Source organism: Pararhizobium sp. IMCC3301 (genome assembly GCF_030758315.1).
Taxonomy (GTDB): Bacteria; Pseudomonadota; Alphaproteobacteria; order Rhizobiales.
Genome location: NZ_CP132336.1, coordinates 642,898 through 659,522, shown reverse-complemented (window position 1 = coordinate 659,522; position 16,625 = coordinate 642,898). Strand labels below are relative to the sequence as shown.

Here is a 16,625-nt window from a genome sequence, read left to right as displayed (position 1 = left end):
CTATGAGCATACTTAAGAAACTACTGGTCACCGCCGCAGTTACGGCGGCCATCATGGCCACACCGGCCCAGGCGCAGGAGACAAAACGCATTGCGCTTGTCGTGAAAGCGCTTGGCATCGGCTTTTTCGAAGCTGCCGCCAAGGGTGCAGAGGAAGCCGCCGCAGAACTTGGCGATGTCGAGATCATCTATACCGGCCCGACAGATACCACTGCGGAAGGACAGATTGAAGTCATCAACTCGCTGATCGCCCAGCAGGTTGATGCGATTGCGGTTTCGGCCAATGACACGGACGCTTTGGTGCCGACGCTGAAAAAGGCGATGAGCCGTGGCATCACGGTGATTTCCTGGGATTCCGGGATCGCTGCTGAAGGCCGGCAGATGCATCTCAATCCGTCATCCAATCCGCTGATTGGCAACATGATCATCAAACTTGCCGCCGATCATCTGCCGGAAGGTGGCGATGTTGCGGTGCTTTCAGCGACAACCACCTCCACGAACCAGAACACATGGATCGCGGAGATGAACAAGGTGAAGGGCAACTATCCCGGCATCAATGTTGTCACCACCGTCTATGGCGATGACAAGGCTGACAAGTCCTACACCGAAGCCAAGGGACTGATGCAGTCCTATCCCAACCTGAAGGCGATCATCGCTCCGACATCTGTCGGCATCGTCGCCGCTGCGCAGGCTGTGAGTGACGCGGGCAAGACCGGCCAGATCAATGTAACCGGCCTTGGCCTTCCCTCTGAAATGGCGGGCCACGTCGCTTCCGGCGCTTCCAAATCCTTCGCAATCTGGAATCCGATCGATCTTGGTTATTCGGCGACGATGATTGCCTACAATCTGGCGACCGGCAAAGCGGAAGCAAAACCGGGCGCAGCCATTCCGATGGGCCGTATGGGTTCGGTCACGCTGGATGACAACAATGAAGGCGCGATGGCTGACCCCTTTGTCTATGATGCGTCAAACATCGATGCGTTCAAAGATATCTTCTGAGCTGAAGCCGTCTTGTGTGGCGCCGCTGTTGCCAGCGGCGCCATTTTCAACTGCTTTGTTTTGAAGGATGCTGTCATGCTCGTTAGCGAACAGCAGGGGAAAAACGCCACCGTGCAGGCTGCGGGACGGGCGATACTTTCCCTGCGCCAAATTTCCAAGGAATTTCCCGGGGTCAAGGCATTGAGCAATGTGTCGCTCGATCTCTATCCGGGGCAGGTCACGGCGCTGGTCGGCGAAAATGGTGCCGGAAAATCCACAATCGTTAAGGTGCTGACCGGCATTTACCAGCCTGATGGCGGGACGATTTCAGTCGATGGCAAGGAGACCGACTTTCCCAATGCCCTGGCAGCCTCCGCAGCCGGTGTTACCGCAATCCATCAAGAGACCGTGCTGTTTGACGATCTGACTGTCGCGGAAAATATTTTTATTGGCCATGCGCCGCGCGGCCGCTTTGGGCTCATCGACAGGGCTCAAATGAATGCTGCGGCTGCTTTGATTCTCAAGCGGATCGGCGCTGACATCAGCCCCTCGGCACGGCTGCGGGACCTTGGCATCGCCAATAAACATCTGGTTGCAATCTCGCGTGCGCTTTCGATTGATGCCCAGATAGTCATTATGGATGAACCGACAGCCGCGCTGTCGCATAAGGAAATCGGCGAGCTATATGCTCTCGTCGAACGGTTGAAAGCGGAAGGTAAGGCCATCCTGTTCATCAGCCACAAATTCGATGAAATTTTCCGTATTGCAGACCGCTATACGGTGTTTCGCGATGGCCAGATGGCAGGTGAGGGCCTGATTGAAGATGTCGAGGAGGACGAGCTGGTCAAAATGATGGTCGGCCGGACTGTTGATCAGATTTTCCCCAAGCGCGCTGTTGAACTTGGTGAAACGGTGCTGACCGTTGCCGGTTACAGCCACCCGACGGAATTTGAAAATATCGGATTTTCGCTGCGCAAGGGTGAGATTCTTGGTTTTTACGGACTGGTCGGGGCCGGGCGCAGCGAATTCATGCAGTCGCTTTTTGGCATTACCAAACCCTCAAAGGGTGCCATGCGGATTGATGGCGAAATCGCCATTGTGCGCTCGCCCGCCGAAGCCATCGAGAAAGGCATTGTCTATGTGCCGGAGGACCGCGGCAAACAGGGCGCGGTAATCGGACTGCCGATTTTCCAGAACATCACTCTGCCATCGCTCGGCAAAACATCACGTAACGGCTTTCTGCAACTGGCGGAAGAATTCCGCCTGGCACGTGAATATACCGAGCGTCTTGATCTTCGTGCCGCGTCGCTGGATCAGGATATCGGCAATCTGTCGGGCGGGAACCAGCAGAAGGTGGTGATCGCCAAATGGCTGGCAACGCAGCCACGGGTGATCATTCTTGACGAGCCGACCAAGGGCATTGATATCGGCTCGAAAGCTGCCGTTCATGAATTTATGGGTGAACTGACGGCTAATGGGCTGGCGATCATCATGGTATCGTCGGAACTGCCGGAAATTCTGGGCATGACCGACCGTGTGATCGTCATGCGCGAGGGCCGTATCGCTGCAGAGTTTGACCGGGAGAGCATGAGTGCGGAAGCACTTGTGCGGGTTGCTGCAGGCATAGGGGAGGCGGCCGCATGATCACTCAGATCATCAAATCACGCGAGTCGCTGCTGGTTCTGGCGATAGCAGGTGTGGTCGCTCTGGTTTCCACCCGTTTTCCGGGCTTTGCCGCCCCCGGCAATGCGGCAAACATTTTTAATGACACATCGATCCTGATCATGCTCGCCCTGGGACAAATGGTGGTTATCCTGACACGCTGCATTGATCTGTCGGTCGCCTCCAACCTGGCGCTGAGCGGAATGGTGGTGGCGTTGATCAACACCGTGGTGCCAGGCCTTCCGATCCCGATCCTGCTGCTGATTGCCATCAGCCTTGGCATGGTGATGGGCGCGTTTAACGGCATTCTGGTCTGGAAGCTCGATATTCCGCCAATTGTGGTGACGCTTGGCACGCTGACCATTTTCCGCGGCATCATATTCCTGATTTCCAACGGCGAGTGGATCAACGCCCATGAAATGAGCGCATCGTTCAAGGCGTTTCCGCGATTCGACATTCTTGGCCTGCCGGTGCTGTCCTGGATGGCCGTTGTGACGGTGATCTTCTTTGCCATCATCGTTACCCGAACACCGCTTGGACGCGCATTTTATGCGGTCGGCGGCAATCCGCACGCAGCGGTCTATACCGGCATTGATGTGGGTTTTACCCGCTTTATGGCCTTTGTGATTGCCGGCGGCGTTTCCGGCCTTTGCGGTTATCTGTGGGTGGCACGCTACGCTGTCGCCTATGTCGACATTGCCGCCGGATTCGAGCTTGAGGTGATCGCCGCCTGCGTGATCGGCGGTATTTCAATTGCCGGCGGTATCGGCTCCGTCGGTGGGGCTCTGCTTGGGGCGCTGTTCCTCGGCATCATCAAGAATGCGCTGCCGGTGATCAATATTTCACCGTTCTGGCAATTGGCGATTTCCGGATCAGCGATCATTATTGCTGTGGCGTTCAATGCGCGCTCGGAAAGCAAGAAGGGCCGCGTTATTTTGAAGAAGGCGGAGCAGACATCATGAGTGATACACTTGTGCGCAATATCCCTGACCGTCTGACCTCGCGGGCACAGCGTGTGTTGAAAAGCTGGGAAACCCTGCTGCTGGTGATCGCCATTGCGGTGTTCATCACAAACTCCTTCGCCTCGCCGTATTTCCTCAATGCCTGGAACCTGTCGGACGCAACCTTCAATTTCACAGAAAAGGCGATGATTGCCTTTGCCATGGCGATGCTGATCATCTCCGGCGAGATTGATCTGTCGGTGGCTTCCATCATTGCCCTTGCATCGACCGCCATGGGCTTTTTCATGCAACTTGGTTTCGGCACGCCGGTGCTGGTGCTCGCCGGGCTTGGTGTTGGTCTGGCCTGTGGCGCTTTTAACGGCGTGCTTGTGACACGGCTGGGCCTGCCATCGATTGTCGTGACAATCGGCACAATGAGCCTGTTTCGCGGCATTTCATATATCGTGCTGGGTGACAAAGCCTATACCGGCTATCCGCCCGACTTCGCGTTTTTCGGTCAGGGCTATGTCTGGTGGGTGTTTTCCTTTGAGCTTGTGCTGTTTGCCGTTCTGGCCGTCATCTACGGTATCGTCCTGCATAAAACGAATTTCGGCCGCGCGGTCTATGCCATCGGCAACAACCAGCTTGGCGCGCAATTTTCCGGCGTCCGCACGGCACGTGTGAAATTCATCCTGTTCCTGCTGACCGGTCTGATGTCGGGTGTGGCTGCGGTCTGCCTGACCTCGCGGCTTGGCTCGACGCGGCCCTCGATTGCCTTTGGCTGGGAATTAGAGATTGTGACCATGGTGGTGCTTGGCGGGGTTAATATTCTGGGCGGAGCCGGCACTATTCCCGGCGTTGTGCTGGCGGCCATTATCATGGGATTGGTGACATTCGGCTTTGGCCTGCTGAATGTGCCGGGCATTGTGATGTCGATTTTCATTGGCCTTTTGCTGATCGGTGCGATTGCGTTGCCGCGGATTTACGGCATGGTAAGACGGGGTCGGGTGTGATGCAGAAATATGCCTTCAAGATGAAGCTCCTGGAGGGCATGGAAGCCGAATACAAAAAGCGCCATGACGAGATCTGGCCCGAGCTTGTGACGCTGCTCAAGGAGGCTGGCGTTTCTGATTATTCCATTCATCTCGACCCTGAAACAGATATTCTGTTCGGAGTGCTCTGGCGCCGTGACGATCACCGCATGAGCGAGCTTGCCGAGCACCGGGTGATGCGCAAATGGTGGGCGCATATGGCGGATATCATGGAGACAAAGGCGGATAATGAGCCGGTCGCCGTGCCGCTTGAAACCGTCTTTCAGATGGACTGACAGATGAGTGCCGCGCGCCATATTGCCGTTGTTGATATCGGCAAGACCAATGCAAAACTGGCCATTGTAGATCCGCAGAACTGGCAGGAAACGGCGGTGCGGACCATGGCAAACCGGGTGTTGCCCGGTCCGCCTTACCCGCATTTCGATGTCGAAACTATCTGGGGCTTTCTGCTTGATGCGCTGTGTGAACTGAACCGGCTGTATCCGGTGGCAGGGATTTCCATCACCGCCCATGGCGCGTCCGGCGTGCTGCTTGACGGGAATGGCGATCTGGCCATGCCGGTGCTCGACTATGAATTTGACGGTCCCGACAAAATGGCTGATGCATATGATACAGTGCGGCCGGATTTTGCTGAAACCGGATCGCCGCGCCTGCCGATGGGGCTCAATCTGGGCGCGCAGTTTTTCTGGCAGATGCAGAGCTTTCCGCAGCAGGGCGCAAAGGTGCGCCACATGCTGACCTATCCGCAATATTGGGCGTTTCGACTGAGCGGAATGATGGCCAACGAAGTGACGTCGCTCGGCTGCCATACGGATTTGTGGAATCCGTGGGAGGGCAGTTTTTCAGCGATGGTCAGCGCTCAGGGCTGGACAAAGCTGATGGCACCGGTGCGCAAGGCGGATGACATTCTGGGTTCTGTGCGGCCGGAAATTGCGCAGGCCACGGGGCTGGCCACAGATGTAAAAGTAACCTGCGGCATTCACGATTCCAATGCATCCCTGTTTCCCCATCTTGTCCGCCGGCAGACGCCCTTAAGTGCCGTGTCGACGGGAACCTGGGTAATCTGCATGGCCGTCGGCGGCAAACCTGTTGATCCGGACCCGGCACGGGATACGCTGGTCAATGTCAATGCCTTCGGCGATCCTGTGCCGTCCGCCCGTTTCATGGGGGGCCGGGAATTCGATCTGCTGATGGAAGGGCGCAAGGCTGAAGCCACAGCGGCGGACATTGCGCAGGTGCTGGACAATTCCATCATGCTTCTGCCATCGGTCGAAAATCGCTCCGGCCCATTTCAGGGACGTGATGCAAGTTGGACTGTTGAGCCGCAAACTCTGAGCGACGGCGCTTTTTATGCCACGGTGTCATTTTATCTGGCACTGATGACCAACACTTGTCTCAATCTGTGCGGCGCTGACGGCCCGATCATCGTCGAGGGGCCGTTTTCGCAGAATGATGCCTATCTGACGATGCTTGCAGGCGCAGCCAGCCGACCGGTCATTCGGTCAAATTCAAGCGCGACCGGAACCAGCATTGGTGCGGCGATGCTGGCCGGGAAGAATCGGACGGGACCATCGGAAACTGGTTCAGATGTACAGCCCAACACACCGAATAGAGCCTTCAGCAACTATGCCAATTTGTGGCGTGACCGGGTTTCCAGCGGTTGAACTGAGATTGCTGCTGCCGGACTCCATCGCACGGTCATGCAAACGTTATGTCGTAATCAAGCGCGTCGTCTTCAACGGTCAGGGTTCCGTTTGCCGCAATTTTGAATTCTTAAAATAGTGCACAATCGAACACCCCAATGCGCCATTGCCCGACCCCATACTGCTATGGGGCAGATCGGACGTGTGCTTCACAAAACTGTGAAGCATCCATGAACGCACGTGATGCGTAGCTCCTCTATGAAGTCATGTACCTTGAGGAATTTTAAATGACATACAGACTTAGCAAATTTGCTTCAGTTATCCTGGTCCTGGCATTTTCTGCCGTCGTACAGCTCTCACCGGCCAGCGCGGAAACTGTCGACTTTGGCAGTGGCTGGAAATCGATTGATTTCCGGTCGATCCCGAAAACCGAATACAGTTTCGGTGGCGGAACTCTGGGCATAACGGCACCGAAAAGCTCGTCCGTCATTTACAAGGCCGTTCCACAGGGTGCGCGGGCGGCAACCAAAGCCAGCTGGAACTGGTCGGTTCAGACCACAGTACCTCCGACAAACCTGGCAAAGAAGGGTAGCGATGACCGCAACATCGCTTTGTATTTCGTCTTCACCGATGAAGCGACTGCCAGGCGTGCGGGCAAAAATCCGAATATCAAGAGCCTGCTGACAAAACGCAGCAGCCGCATGTTGATCTATGTCTATGGCGGCCAGCAAAGCCCCGGCAGTTTTGTGCCGAGTCCGTATTTTTCCGGGCGCGGAACAAGCATTGTCAAGCGTGGGGCCATTGCGGGCACATTTTCGGAGAATGTTGATCTTGCTGCCGACTACCGCCGCGCCTTCGGCGGGGCCCCCGGGGTCCTGGTGGGGCTGGCGGTCTCGTCGGATTCAGATGATTCCGGCATCGTTTCGCAATCGTCCCTAAGTGCGATCGGGCTCAACTGACCGGCTGCGGCGCAGATTCAGTCATGCGCCTGTTCAGCGTTTCTCACCACGGGCAGCACAGGTAATGCACTGGCTGGCTGCAGGATCAACCTGCAGCCGTTTTTCTGCAATCAGTTCACCGCATTCGTTACAATAGCCGAACTCACCATCCTCGATCCGGCTGAGTGCCGCGGCAATGCGGCGTAAATCCGCTTCCCTCTGGCGCTGTTGTGCCTGAGACATGGCCTGGACCTGCATGGCATTCATTCGCGAGAGCCGCCCGACGGATTGTTGGTCCAGTTCAACCGGCGCTCGGTCCGTCTCGGTCTGATCGGACGCCTGCTGCAATGACTGACGGCGCGCCACAAGGTCCGTCTTGAAAGTCGCAACCTGTTCGATTGTAAGGGCCATGGCGTTTGCGGTCCGGGTCGGGCAATTCAGGGTCGGCACTGCCAGATTAGACCGGAACTTGCCCAGCGGGCAATTGCTAGATTGCAGGCCTGGATGCGCCCCGAAATCGCCTGATCTGTGTTGTACACACCCTTATGGCCCCAAACCTGCAGTTGCAGGTCGGAAAGCGTTGAAAAGGGAAACTCGTGACGATATGAGGGAACACGTTTTTCACTTACAAATCCGGGACGCTGCAGCATGACGTTACTGATAATCGGCCTCGCACTGTTTTTGGGGGTCCATTCGGTCCGCATTTTTTTCGAACCGGTCCGCCTCTGGGCCATCAATACATTCGGTGCGGCAAGCTGGAGAGCGGTCTATACCTTGATCAGTGTCGCTGGTCTGGTGCTGATTGTGCTGGGGTTCACACCGGCTGCAGTGGGCGCTGAACCATTGTGGGTTCCTCCCTTGTCACTGCTGCATGTCTCGGCAACTCTGCTGCTGCTGGCCTTCATTCTGGTCGCAGCTGCCTATGTTCCTGCCGGACAGATCAGGGCCCGATTGAAACACCCGATGACAATCGGTGTGATGATCTGGGCAGCAGCGCATCTGCTGGTCAATGGCATGGAGCATGAAGTTGTTCTGTTCGGCTCGTTTCTGGTATGGTCGATTCTGGTCTATTTCGGCGCTCGCCGCCGCGACCGGCAGATGAAACTGGCCTATCTGGCGGGCCCGATACGCAATGATCTTGTCAGTATTGGCCTTGGTACAGCGGTGTGGTTGTTATTCGTTTTCTATGCCCATGAGTGGCTGTTTGGCGTCGCACCATTGGCGTGACGGATTAAATTCGTTTGACGATTGCTTAAGGCAGGCGCAGCGGATATTGTCCGCAAAATTGTGATGCCGGGCGCACAGGACTGCGCGACCGGCTGTTTCCCGTTTAATAAGTAAGGCCGTTAATGTCTGATCAATTTGCAAGAGAGGTCGATGAAGACCTCCGCAGTGAATTCCTGAAACAGATCTGGGATCGTTTTGGGATTTTCATCATTGCCACAGCGGTCATTATTGTCGCTGCCACTGCGGGTTACCGTGGCTGGAGCTATTTCAAGGAGGAGGCCGCCCAGACTGCGGGCGATGCCTATATGGAGGCGCTGCAACTGGCCGAAGACGGCGAGGATGCTGAAGCAATGAAGTCGTTGCAGGGAATTGCCGACAGCAAACACGCCGGATATGCAGCATTGGCGCGGTTCCGGATTGCGACTGAACTTGCAGATAAGGGTGATGTGGAAGGTGCGGTCGCCGAATTTGACCGGATTGCTGACACAACCAAAAGCAAAGAGCTGAAATCACTTGCTGAATTGAGGGCGGGCCTGCTGCTGGTCGACGATGGCACTTTGGAAGAAGTTCAAAGCCGCCTTGCTGTGCTGGCCAATCCAAACAGCGCATGGCGCCACAGCGCGCGGGAATATATTGCGCTCGCGGCTTATCGTGCCGGTGACCTTGAAACCGCCACAACTACATTGGATTTGATTCTGGAAGACCCGGAATCGCTGCAAAGTGTCCGGTCCAGGGCACAAATTCTGAAAACGCTGATTGAGGGCGGGAATGCCGGGTAAGTTTCCGGTCCCCGCCAGACAAAAGAGTTGATTTATGAGCAACACCATCGCGTATCCAAACCCACAAAGATCAGCGCAGGCGGCAGCGCCGCGCAGATGGCTCCAATTCGGGGTGCTTGGCAGCTTGCTCGTTTCGCTGGCCGGTTGCGCCGGCATCGATGCATTGGCAGATGGCGTTAAAAGCATCAATCCGTTTGCTGAGGAGGAGCAATTGCTTCCCGGTGCAAGGCGCGAAGCATTACCCTCATCTGATCCGATGGTTGTAACAGGCGGCAAGACCGCTTCGATTGCACCTGCTGCTTCATTTTCCAATTGGAACAATGCATCCGGCAACAATGCAAACAATCCTGGCCACGTTGCACTGTCAGGCGGCGGCAACGGACGGGCCTGGTCGGCACAGGTTGCAGATCGTCCGGGACGTCGTGGAATTCGCGGGTCATCAGGCCCGGTGGTGGGAGAGGGCCGGGTCTATGTCTACGATCCGGAAGGAAATGTAACCGCGTCCGCCTTATCCGGCGGATCGCGTCTGTGGCGGGTCTCGTTGAAGCCGAAAGGTGAAAAACAGGCAGCGCCCGGCGGTGGTATCGCCTCCGGCGGCGGGTTTGTCTACGCAGCAACCGGCTACAGTGAAGTTGTCGGGCTGATCGGCCAATCGGGCCAGGAAGTCTGGCGTTATGTACTGAAAGAACCCGCACGCGGGGCACCTTCCTTCGCCGACGGACGGGTGTTCGTCGTCACTGCCAGCAACGAAGTGGTAGCCCTGTCAGCGGCTGACGGAGCATTGCTGTGGTCCTTCAATGGTATTCCAGAAACGGCAGGCCTTCTGGCGGCCTCAAATCCTGCAGTTTCCGGCTCAACGGTTGTTGTGCCGTATTCTTCCGGCGAGATTGTTGCCTTTGACGTGAAAAGTGGTGATCCGAAATGGAGCGATGCGGTGGTTCGTGCCAGCCGCAACCTGGCGGTATCGGGCCTGACCGACGTGTCCGGGTCTCCTGTCATTGCAGATGGCACAGTGTACGCCACCGGGGTGGCGGGCCGGACAATCGCCGTCAAACTGGCAACTGGCGAGCGGGTCTGGGAGCGTAATATCGGCTCCAGTTTCACGCCTGTCGTGTCGGGAAATACGGTCTTCATTCAGGATTTGCAGGACCGCATTGTAGCGCTGGACCGCGCAAGCGGAGAAGCTTTGTGGATTGCTGAATTGCCTGTCGTGCGCAAAAAACGCTCCCGTACCGCCTGGGCCGGACCGGTTCTGGCCGGTGGAGCACTTTGGTCGGCTTCCAGTGATGGCCAACTGGCCTCGGTCGATGCGACAACGGGACGGTTGCTTGGGACACGCGATATCAACAAAAATGTCTATATGAGGCCCATTGCTGCCGGGGGCAAACTGCTTCTTCTGGCCGGCGATGGAACGATGATCGCCTATAATTAGAGCACGGGAGTGAATCGGGTTCTGGATTGCAGAATGTCGTGACCTCCGGTAAAGAGCCCCAACACGGTCAAATGACTCGATATTCGTAAAACGTGCTCTAATATCCCTGCGCTATCCGCCGGGCACGTCCTCAGGACACCATTAAATGTTTACTGTCGCTATTATCGGACGCCCCAATGTGGGCAAGTCCACCCTGTTTAATCGCCTTGTCGGAAAACGACTCGCGCTGGTGGATGACACGCCGGGCGTCACCCGTGACCGCCGCTCCGGGGATGGCAAGATCGGCGATATTTCTTTCAATGTGATCGATACCGCCGGACTGGAAGTCGCCAATGTCGATAGTCTGGAAGGCCGCATGCGGGCGCAGACCGAAGCGGCCATTCTGGAAGCGGATATCTGCCTGTTCCTGATCGATGCGCGGATCGGCGTGACGCCGACTGATGAACATTTCGCGGATCTTCTGCGCATCAGCGGCAAGCCCATCATTCCGGTCGCAAACAAGGCCGAGGGCAAGAAGGGCGAAGCCGGCTATTATGAAGCCTACAGTCTGGGGTTCGGCGAGCCGGTTCCGATTTCCGCAGAACATGGCGAGGGCATGGCCGATCTTTATCAGGCCATTCGAATCATTTCGGAAGGCGATGATGCGGACAGTGAGGGGATTGCTGTCGAGGAGGCCGCCGCGCCGGAGCTTGCCGAGATATTCGATCCGGATGCACCTGCTGAAGAAAAGCCGCGCGGTCCGCTTCAACTGGCGGTGGTCGGCCGTCCGAATGTCGGAAAATCCACCTTTATCAACTATTTGATCGGTGAAGACAGGCTGCTGACCGGCCCTGAGGCCGGCATCACACGGGATACGATTTCGGTTGACTGGATGTGGCAGGACAATCCGATCCGCCTGTTCGACACTGCCGGTATGCGCCGCAAGGCAAAGGTTCAGGAGAAACTTGAGAAACTCTCCGTATCAGACAGTTTGCGTGCCATCCAGTTCGCACAGATCGTCGTCGTCATGCTGGACGCGACGATGCCGTTTGAGAAGCAGGATCTGCAGATTGCAGCGCTGATTGCCCGCGAAGGGCGCGGCTGCGTCATCGCGCTCAACAAGTGGGATCTGATCGAAGATCCCGATGAGGCCCTGAAAGAATTGCGTCTTGAGGCGACCCGGCTGCTGCCGCAAATGCGCGGTGTTCCGGTGGTGCCGATTTCGGGTCTGGCCGGCAGTGGCATTGATCAATTGATGAAGGCGGTTTTCGAGGTTTACAAAACCTGGAATGCACGCATTTCCACGGCCCGTCTCAACCGCTGGCTTGATGGTATCCTGAACCACCATCCGCCGCCCGCTGTCAGCGGCAGGCGGATCAAATTGCGTTACATGACCCAGGCGAAGACCCGGCCCCCGACGTTTTTTGTGTCGTGTTCGCGACCCGACGCGCTGCCTTCGGCCTATGAGCGCTACCTGATCAATGCGTTGCGGGATGATTTCGGTCTGATGGGCGTTCCGCTCCGGCTGATGATGCGCAAGGGTGAAAATCCTTATGCCAGCCGTGCCAAACGGAAATCATAGCAGCCTGCGCTTAACCGGCATGATATCCGGGTAACAGGTCAAACATCGCATCCGTCGGGATATCAATCAGCTTGCCGCTTGCGGTAAAGCCGGGAAGCATGGTGGCAACTATCTTTGCTGCGATGGTGGCCGGGGTTGGCAATGTGTCCGGATCTTCACCGGGCATTGCCTTGGCGCGCATTGCGGTGCGCGTGGCGCCGGGATTGATCGCATTGACCGACATGGCGGTCTGCCGGGTTTCGCCGGCATAGGTTTTCGCAAGCGCTTCAACGGCGGCTTTCGATACCGAATAGACGCCCCAATAGGGTTTGCATTTCCAGGCCGCGCCTGACGATAGGAAAGCGACATGGGCAGCATCCGCCTGTCGCAGCAGCGGATCGAGGGAACGGATCAAACGCCAATTGGCCGTCACATTGACAGCCATGACATTTTCCCATTCGCTGGGTTTGATATGACCAAGCGGCGACAGGATGCCCAGAATGCCGCCATTGGCCACGAGACCGTCCAGCTTGCCCCAGCGCTCATAAATTGCGGCACCGAGACGGTCGATTGCCTCAAAATCCTTCAGATCGAAAGGAACCAGCGTCGCTGAACCGCCCTGTGCCTTGATGGCGTCATCAAGGTCTTCCAGGCCGCCAACAGTTCGTGCCACCGCGATGATGTGAGCGCCAAGTCCGGCAAGCTGGGATGCGGTGAAATAACCGATGCCGCGCGATGCGCCGGTGACAACGATGACCTGCCCCTTGAGAGGCTGTTCTTCTGAATTGGCAATGCTCACTAGCTGGCTCCTACCAGCGTTGCAATCTGGCTGCTTGCGCGCTCATTTTCCTTGTCGGTGAGAAAGGTAGGATAGTCACTTGTAAAACAGGCATCGCAGAATTGCGGTTGTTCCATATTGCGTTGTTCCTGACCAACGGCCCGGTAGAGCCCATCCAGAGTGAGAAAGGCCAGGGAATCAACCTTGATGTAGTTGGCCATTTCCTCAACCGTCATGCGCGAGGCCAGCAGTTTTGATTTTTCCGGCGTATCAACGCCATAATAACAGGGACTTCTGGTCGGCGGACTTGCAATACGCATATGAATTTCCGATGCGCCGGCATCCCTGACCATCTGCACGATCTTGCTGGACGTGGTGCCGCGGACAATGGAATCGTCAACCAGCACCACACGCCGCCCTTTCAGGACCGAACTGTTGGCATTGTGCTTCAGTTTTACGCCCATATGGCGGATTGAATCGGATGGCTGGATGAAGGTCCGGCCGACATAATGATTGCGGATGATGCCAAGGTCAAAGCGCAGGCCGCTTTGCTCGGCATAACCGATAGCGCCTGGAGTGCCTGAATCGGGAACCGGAACGACTATGTCCGCCTCTGCAGGAGATTCAATTGCCAGTTCCATACCAATGCGTTTGCGCACATCGTAAACGCTGGTGCCTTCAATGATCGAATCCGGCCGGGCAAAATAGACATGTTCAAATATACAGAAGCGGGATTTGGCGGCCTCGAATGGGCGCAGACTTTCAATCCCGCCGTCGGTGATCACGACCATTTCACCCGGATCGATTTCGCGGACAAAACGGGCACCGATAATGTCGAGCGCACAGGTTTCGGAGGCCAGTACATAGGCTCCGTCAAGATCACCCAGCACCAGTGGGCGGACACCGAGCGGATCGCGGCAGCCGATCATCTTCTTGCGTGACAGCGCGACCAGAGAATAAGCGCCTTCGATCTGATTGAGAGAATCCACAATCCGATCGACCAGCGGGCCTTTCTCGCTGGTGGCGATCAGGTGAATGATGACTTCGGTATCCGATGTGGATTGAAAGATCGAGCCGCGCAGCTGCAATTCACGTTTCAGCGTATGCGCATTGGTCAGATTGCCGTTATGGGCCACGGCAAAGCCACCACCGGCAAACTCGGCGAACAGCGGCTGTACGTTGCGAAGCCCGGCACCGCCTGTTGTGGCGTAGCGATTGTGCCCGATAGCCCGGTCACCGGACAGCCTTTTGATGACCGAAGGTTTGGTGAAATTATCGCCGACCAGTCCGATATGGCGTTCAGAGTAGAACTGGCGTCCGTCAAAGGACACAATGCCTGCGGCCTCCTGGCCGCGATGCTGCAGCGCATGAAGGCCGAGCGTTGCAATCGCACCGGCATCGGAATGGCCGAACACGCCGAAGACACCGCATTCCTCATGAAATTTATCGTCGTTCGATTCCATTTCAGTTTTCCGGAGTGGCGTTGATAATGCGTTCTACATTCCTTGTATCATCTTGTTGTGGCAATTGTTCGCTGTCATCCATGGTGGAACCACCTGTCGACGAGTTAGTGCCAGCTGGATCTATTGTTGGCGGAGCCACGTCGGGTTCGTCATTCGGCAGAATGCTGTTGTCCGGCTCGGATGATTTTTTGCCAAAGAAGTTGGTGATGGTTTCCTGAATATCCTGCGGCAGTGCCGCTGTGATACGCCGGCCGATTTCCAGCAGCACCGGAAGCGACTGGGCATTGCTCACCCATTCAGGCCGTTTTTCGCGCTGCACAAGGCCATTGAAGATCATCATTGCGACGACCACAATAAGCAGGCCGCGCAGGGCTCCATACATAAACCCAAGTGTGCGGTCGATCGGGCCGACGCCACTGTCCAGAATGAAATCTGAAATCCTGATGGTGATGAAGGAGATGAGGATCAATGTGACGAAAAACACCGCAGCCGCAGCAAGCGCCACCGACAGCAGATCATTGCTGACATAAGGTTCGATATAGGGCAGCAGAAGCGGGTGAAAAAACAGCGCTGCGGCAGCAGCGGCAATCCACGTCCCTATGGAGAAGACCTCACGGACAAAACCGCGCATCATCGCCAAAAAGGCCGAAATCAGCATCACGCCCAGAAGAATTCCGTCCAGAATTGTAATGGACATGGGGCAGGCTCCTGGCTTTCTTAATTGACGTTCCGCTTCTTAGCCTGATTATGCTGCATTGCCAAATGTTTCCACGCAGAGTTTTCCAGAGGCATGTTTCAAGCCTCCCTTTGCGGCGCGGAGGCGGCAATGCGTGCCACCATGCTGGTCAGATCGGCAATGGAGTTGACATCAATGCCCTTCTGGCCGGAAGTTGCGTCACGGGTTGCTTCCGGCACCGTTGCCAGCGTGAAACCCAATTTTTCCGCTTCCTTCAGCCGCGCCTGGGTATGGGTCACGGAGCGTATTGCACCGGACAGGCTGACCTCACCAAAATAAACGCTGTTCAGCGGCAATGGGGCACCGGTCAGCGATGAGACCAGTGCGGCGGCGACTGCCAGATCCGCCGCAGGCTCGGCAATCCGCAAGCCTCCGGCAATGTTCAGATAGACATCATTCGCCCCGATCTTGACCCCGCAATGGGTCTCCAGAACGGCTATAACCATAGCCAGGCGGCTATTGTCCCAGCCAACGACGGCGCGTCTTGGCGTGCCCAGCGAGGAGGGTGCCACCAGAGCCTGGATTTCCACCAGAACCGGCCTGGTTCCTTCCATGCCGGCAAACACCGCAGTGCCGGGATTGTTGGCTTTGCGCTCCCCCAGAAACAGCTCGGACGGGTTGGAAACTTCACGCAATCCGCCGCCGGTCATCTCGAAAACACCGATTTCGTCGGTCGGACCGAAGCGGTTCTTGACAGCCCGCATGATGCGGAACTGATGTCCACCTTCGCCCTCGAAATAGAACACCGCATCCACCATGTGCTCGACCACACGGGGGCCGGCAATCTGCCCGTCTTTGGTTACATGGCCAACCAGAATGATGGTTGTACCGGTTTTTTTGGCATAGCGAATCATCGCCTGCGCCGCCGTGCGGACCTGGGTCACAGTGCCGGGTGCCGAATCAACCTGGGAGGTCCACAGGGTCTGAATGGAATCCAGCACCAGCAGATGCGGCGGTGTGCCAGCTTCCAGCGTGGTCAGAATATCTTCAACGCTGGTTTCTGCCGCAAGGCTGACCGGCGCATCGCCCAAACCGAGACGCTGAGCGCGCATCCGCACCTGGGCAATCGCCTCTTCGCCGGAAATATAGACAACCCTGCGACCTGCCTGGGCCATGCGGGCGGCTGCCTGCAACAGGATCGTCGATTTGCCGATGCCCGGATCACCGCCCACCAGCAATGCCGATCCTGGCACAAATCCACCACCGGTCACCCGGTCCAACTCGGCAATGCCGCACAGGATGCGTGGGGCCTCGGGAGAGTCGCCTTGCATCGGCACCAGCTCCATGACCCGGCCCTTGCCGATCAGCCGTTTGGCGGCGCCGCCGATGCCTGATCCCGGATTTTCTTCAACAATGGTGTTCCAGGCATTGCAGGATTCGCATTTGCCGTTCCAGCGCGGCGATACAGCCCCGCAGTTCTGGCAGACATATTGCAGTTTTTGCTTGGCCAAGGTGGT

General features: G+C 56.8%; 16 protein-coding genes. 11 read left to right on the top strand and 5 right to left on the bottom strand.

The window, feature by feature from the left end:
- The first annotated feature begins 2 nt into the window (after positions 1 to 2).
- From rhaS to RAL88_RS02905, 7 genes are all read left to right on the top strand, one after another.
- Positions 3 to 998 (top strand): rhamnose ABC transporter substrate-binding protein, encoded by a 996-nt coding sequence (gene rhaS, locus RAL88_RS02935; RefSeq protein WP_306267184.1) that lies wholly within the window; start codon positions 3 to 5, stop codon positions 996 to 998.
- Positions 999 to 1,073: 75 nt separating this feature from the next.
- Entirely contained in the window at positions 1,074 to 2,621 is a 1,548-nt protein-coding gene (locus tag RAL88_RS02930) for a sugar ABC transporter ATP-binding protein (protein ID WP_306267182.1), read from the top strand.
- Positions 2,618 to 3,601: an ABC transporter permease gene (locus tag RAL88_RS02925; RefSeq protein WP_306267181.1), complete on the top strand. Its 984-nt coding sequence runs from the start codon at positions 2,618 to 2,620 to the stop codon at positions 3,599 to 3,601. The genes RAL88_RS02930 and RAL88_RS02925 overlap by 4 nt, the downstream gene beginning before the upstream one ends.
- Entirely contained in the window at positions 3,598 to 4,593 is a 996-nt protein-coding gene (locus RAL88_RS02920; RefSeq protein WP_306267179.1) for an ABC transporter permease, read from the top strand. The genes RAL88_RS02925 and RAL88_RS02920 overlap by 4 nt, the downstream gene beginning before the upstream one ends.
- Complete coding sequence (gene rhaM / locus RAL88_RS02915; RefSeq protein WP_306269569.1) at positions 4,593 to 4,907, top strand: L-rhamnose mutarotase; 315 nt, start codon at positions 4,593 to 4,595, stop codon at positions 4,905 to 4,907. The genes RAL88_RS02920 and rhaM overlap by 1 nt, the downstream gene beginning before the upstream one ends.
- 3 nt (positions 4,908 to 4,910) lie before the next feature.
- Positions 4,911 to 6,296 (top strand): FGGY-family carbohydrate kinase, encoded by a 1,386-nt coding sequence (locus RAL88_RS02910; protein ID WP_306267178.1) that lies wholly within the window; start codon positions 4,911 to 4,913, stop codon positions 6,294 to 6,296.
- 266 nt (positions 6,297 to 6,562) lie between these two features.
- Complete coding sequence (locus RAL88_RS02905) at positions 6,563 to 7,234, top strand: DUF3047 domain-containing protein (RefSeq protein ID WP_306267176.1); 672 nt, start codon at positions 6,563 to 6,565, stop codon at positions 7,232 to 7,234.
- A gap of 33 nt (positions 7,235 to 7,267) precedes the next feature.
- Here the strand turns inward: RAL88_RS02905 and RAL88_RS02900 are convergent, their stop codons facing one another.
- The gene (locus tag RAL88_RS02900; RefSeq protein WP_306267174.1) at positions 7,268 to 7,624 is read right to left on the bottom strand and encodes a TraR/DksA family transcriptional regulator; all 357 of its coding nucleotides are present in this window, start codon (positions 7,622 to 7,624) and stop codon (positions 7,268 to 7,270) included.
- 237 nt (positions 7,625 to 7,861) lie between these two features.
- Between RAL88_RS02900 and RAL88_RS02895 the strand changes: the two genes are divergently transcribed.
- The 4 genes from RAL88_RS02895 to der all read left to right on the top strand — a co-directional run bounded on the left by RAL88_RS02895 (position 7,862) and on the right by der (position 12,212).
- Positions 7,862 to 8,440 (top strand): NnrU family protein, encoded by a 579-nt coding sequence (locus RAL88_RS02895; RefSeq protein ID WP_306267172.1) that lies wholly within the window; start codon positions 7,862 to 7,864, stop codon positions 8,438 to 8,440.
- Between the two features lie 122 nt (positions 8,441 to 8,562).
- Positions 8,563 to 9,219, top strand: a complete 657-nt coding sequence (locus RAL88_RS02890; protein ID WP_306267170.1) for a tetratricopeptide repeat protein — start codon at positions 8,563 to 8,565, stop codon at positions 9,217 to 9,219.
- A gap of 34 nt (positions 9,220 to 9,253) precedes the next feature.
- Positions 9,254 to 10,651 carry a PQQ-binding-like beta-propeller repeat protein gene (locus RAL88_RS02885; protein WP_306267169.1) on the top strand — a complete coding sequence of 466 codons (1,398 nt, stop codon included), beginning with the start codon at positions 9,254 to 9,256 and terminating at the stop codon, positions 10,649 to 10,651.
- 145 nt (positions 10,652 to 10,796) lie between these two features.
- Complete coding sequence (der, locus tag RAL88_RS02880; protein ID WP_306267168.1) at positions 10,797 to 12,212, top strand: ribosome biogenesis GTPase Der; 1,416 nt, start codon at positions 10,797 to 10,799, stop codon at positions 12,210 to 12,212.
- Positions 12,213 to 12,222: 10 nt separating this feature from the next.
- Here the strand turns inward: der and RAL88_RS02875 are convergent, their stop codons facing one another.
- The 4 genes from RAL88_RS02875 to radA all read right to left on the bottom strand — a co-directional run bounded on the left by RAL88_RS02875 (position 12,223) and on the right by radA (position 16,619).
- Positions 12,223 to 12,984 (bottom strand): SDR family NAD(P)-dependent oxidoreductase, encoded by a 762-nt coding sequence (locus tag RAL88_RS02875; protein WP_306269567.1) that lies wholly within the window; start codon positions 12,982 to 12,984, stop codon positions 12,223 to 12,225.
- A gap of 5 nt (positions 12,985 to 12,989) precedes the next feature.
- Positions 12,990 to 14,432 carry an amidophosphoribosyltransferase gene (gene purF / locus RAL88_RS02870; protein ID WP_306267167.1) on the bottom strand — a complete coding sequence of 481 codons (1,443 nt, stop codon included), beginning with the start codon at positions 14,430 to 14,432 and terminating at the stop codon, positions 12,990 to 12,992.
- Position 14,433: 1 nt separating this feature from the next.
- The gene (locus tag RAL88_RS02865) at positions 14,434 to 15,129 is read right to left on the bottom strand and encodes a CvpA family protein (protein WP_306267166.1); all 696 of its coding nucleotides are present in this window, start codon (positions 15,127 to 15,129) and stop codon (positions 14,434 to 14,436) included.
- 98 nt (positions 15,130 to 15,227) lie between these two features.
- Positions 15,228 to 16,619, bottom strand: coding sequence for a DNA repair protein RadA (gene radA / locus RAL88_RS02860; protein ID WP_306267165.1), 1,392 nt, complete (start codon positions 16,617 to 16,619; stop codon positions 15,228 to 15,230).
- Between the last annotated feature and the right edge of the window lie 6 nt (positions 16,620 to 16,625).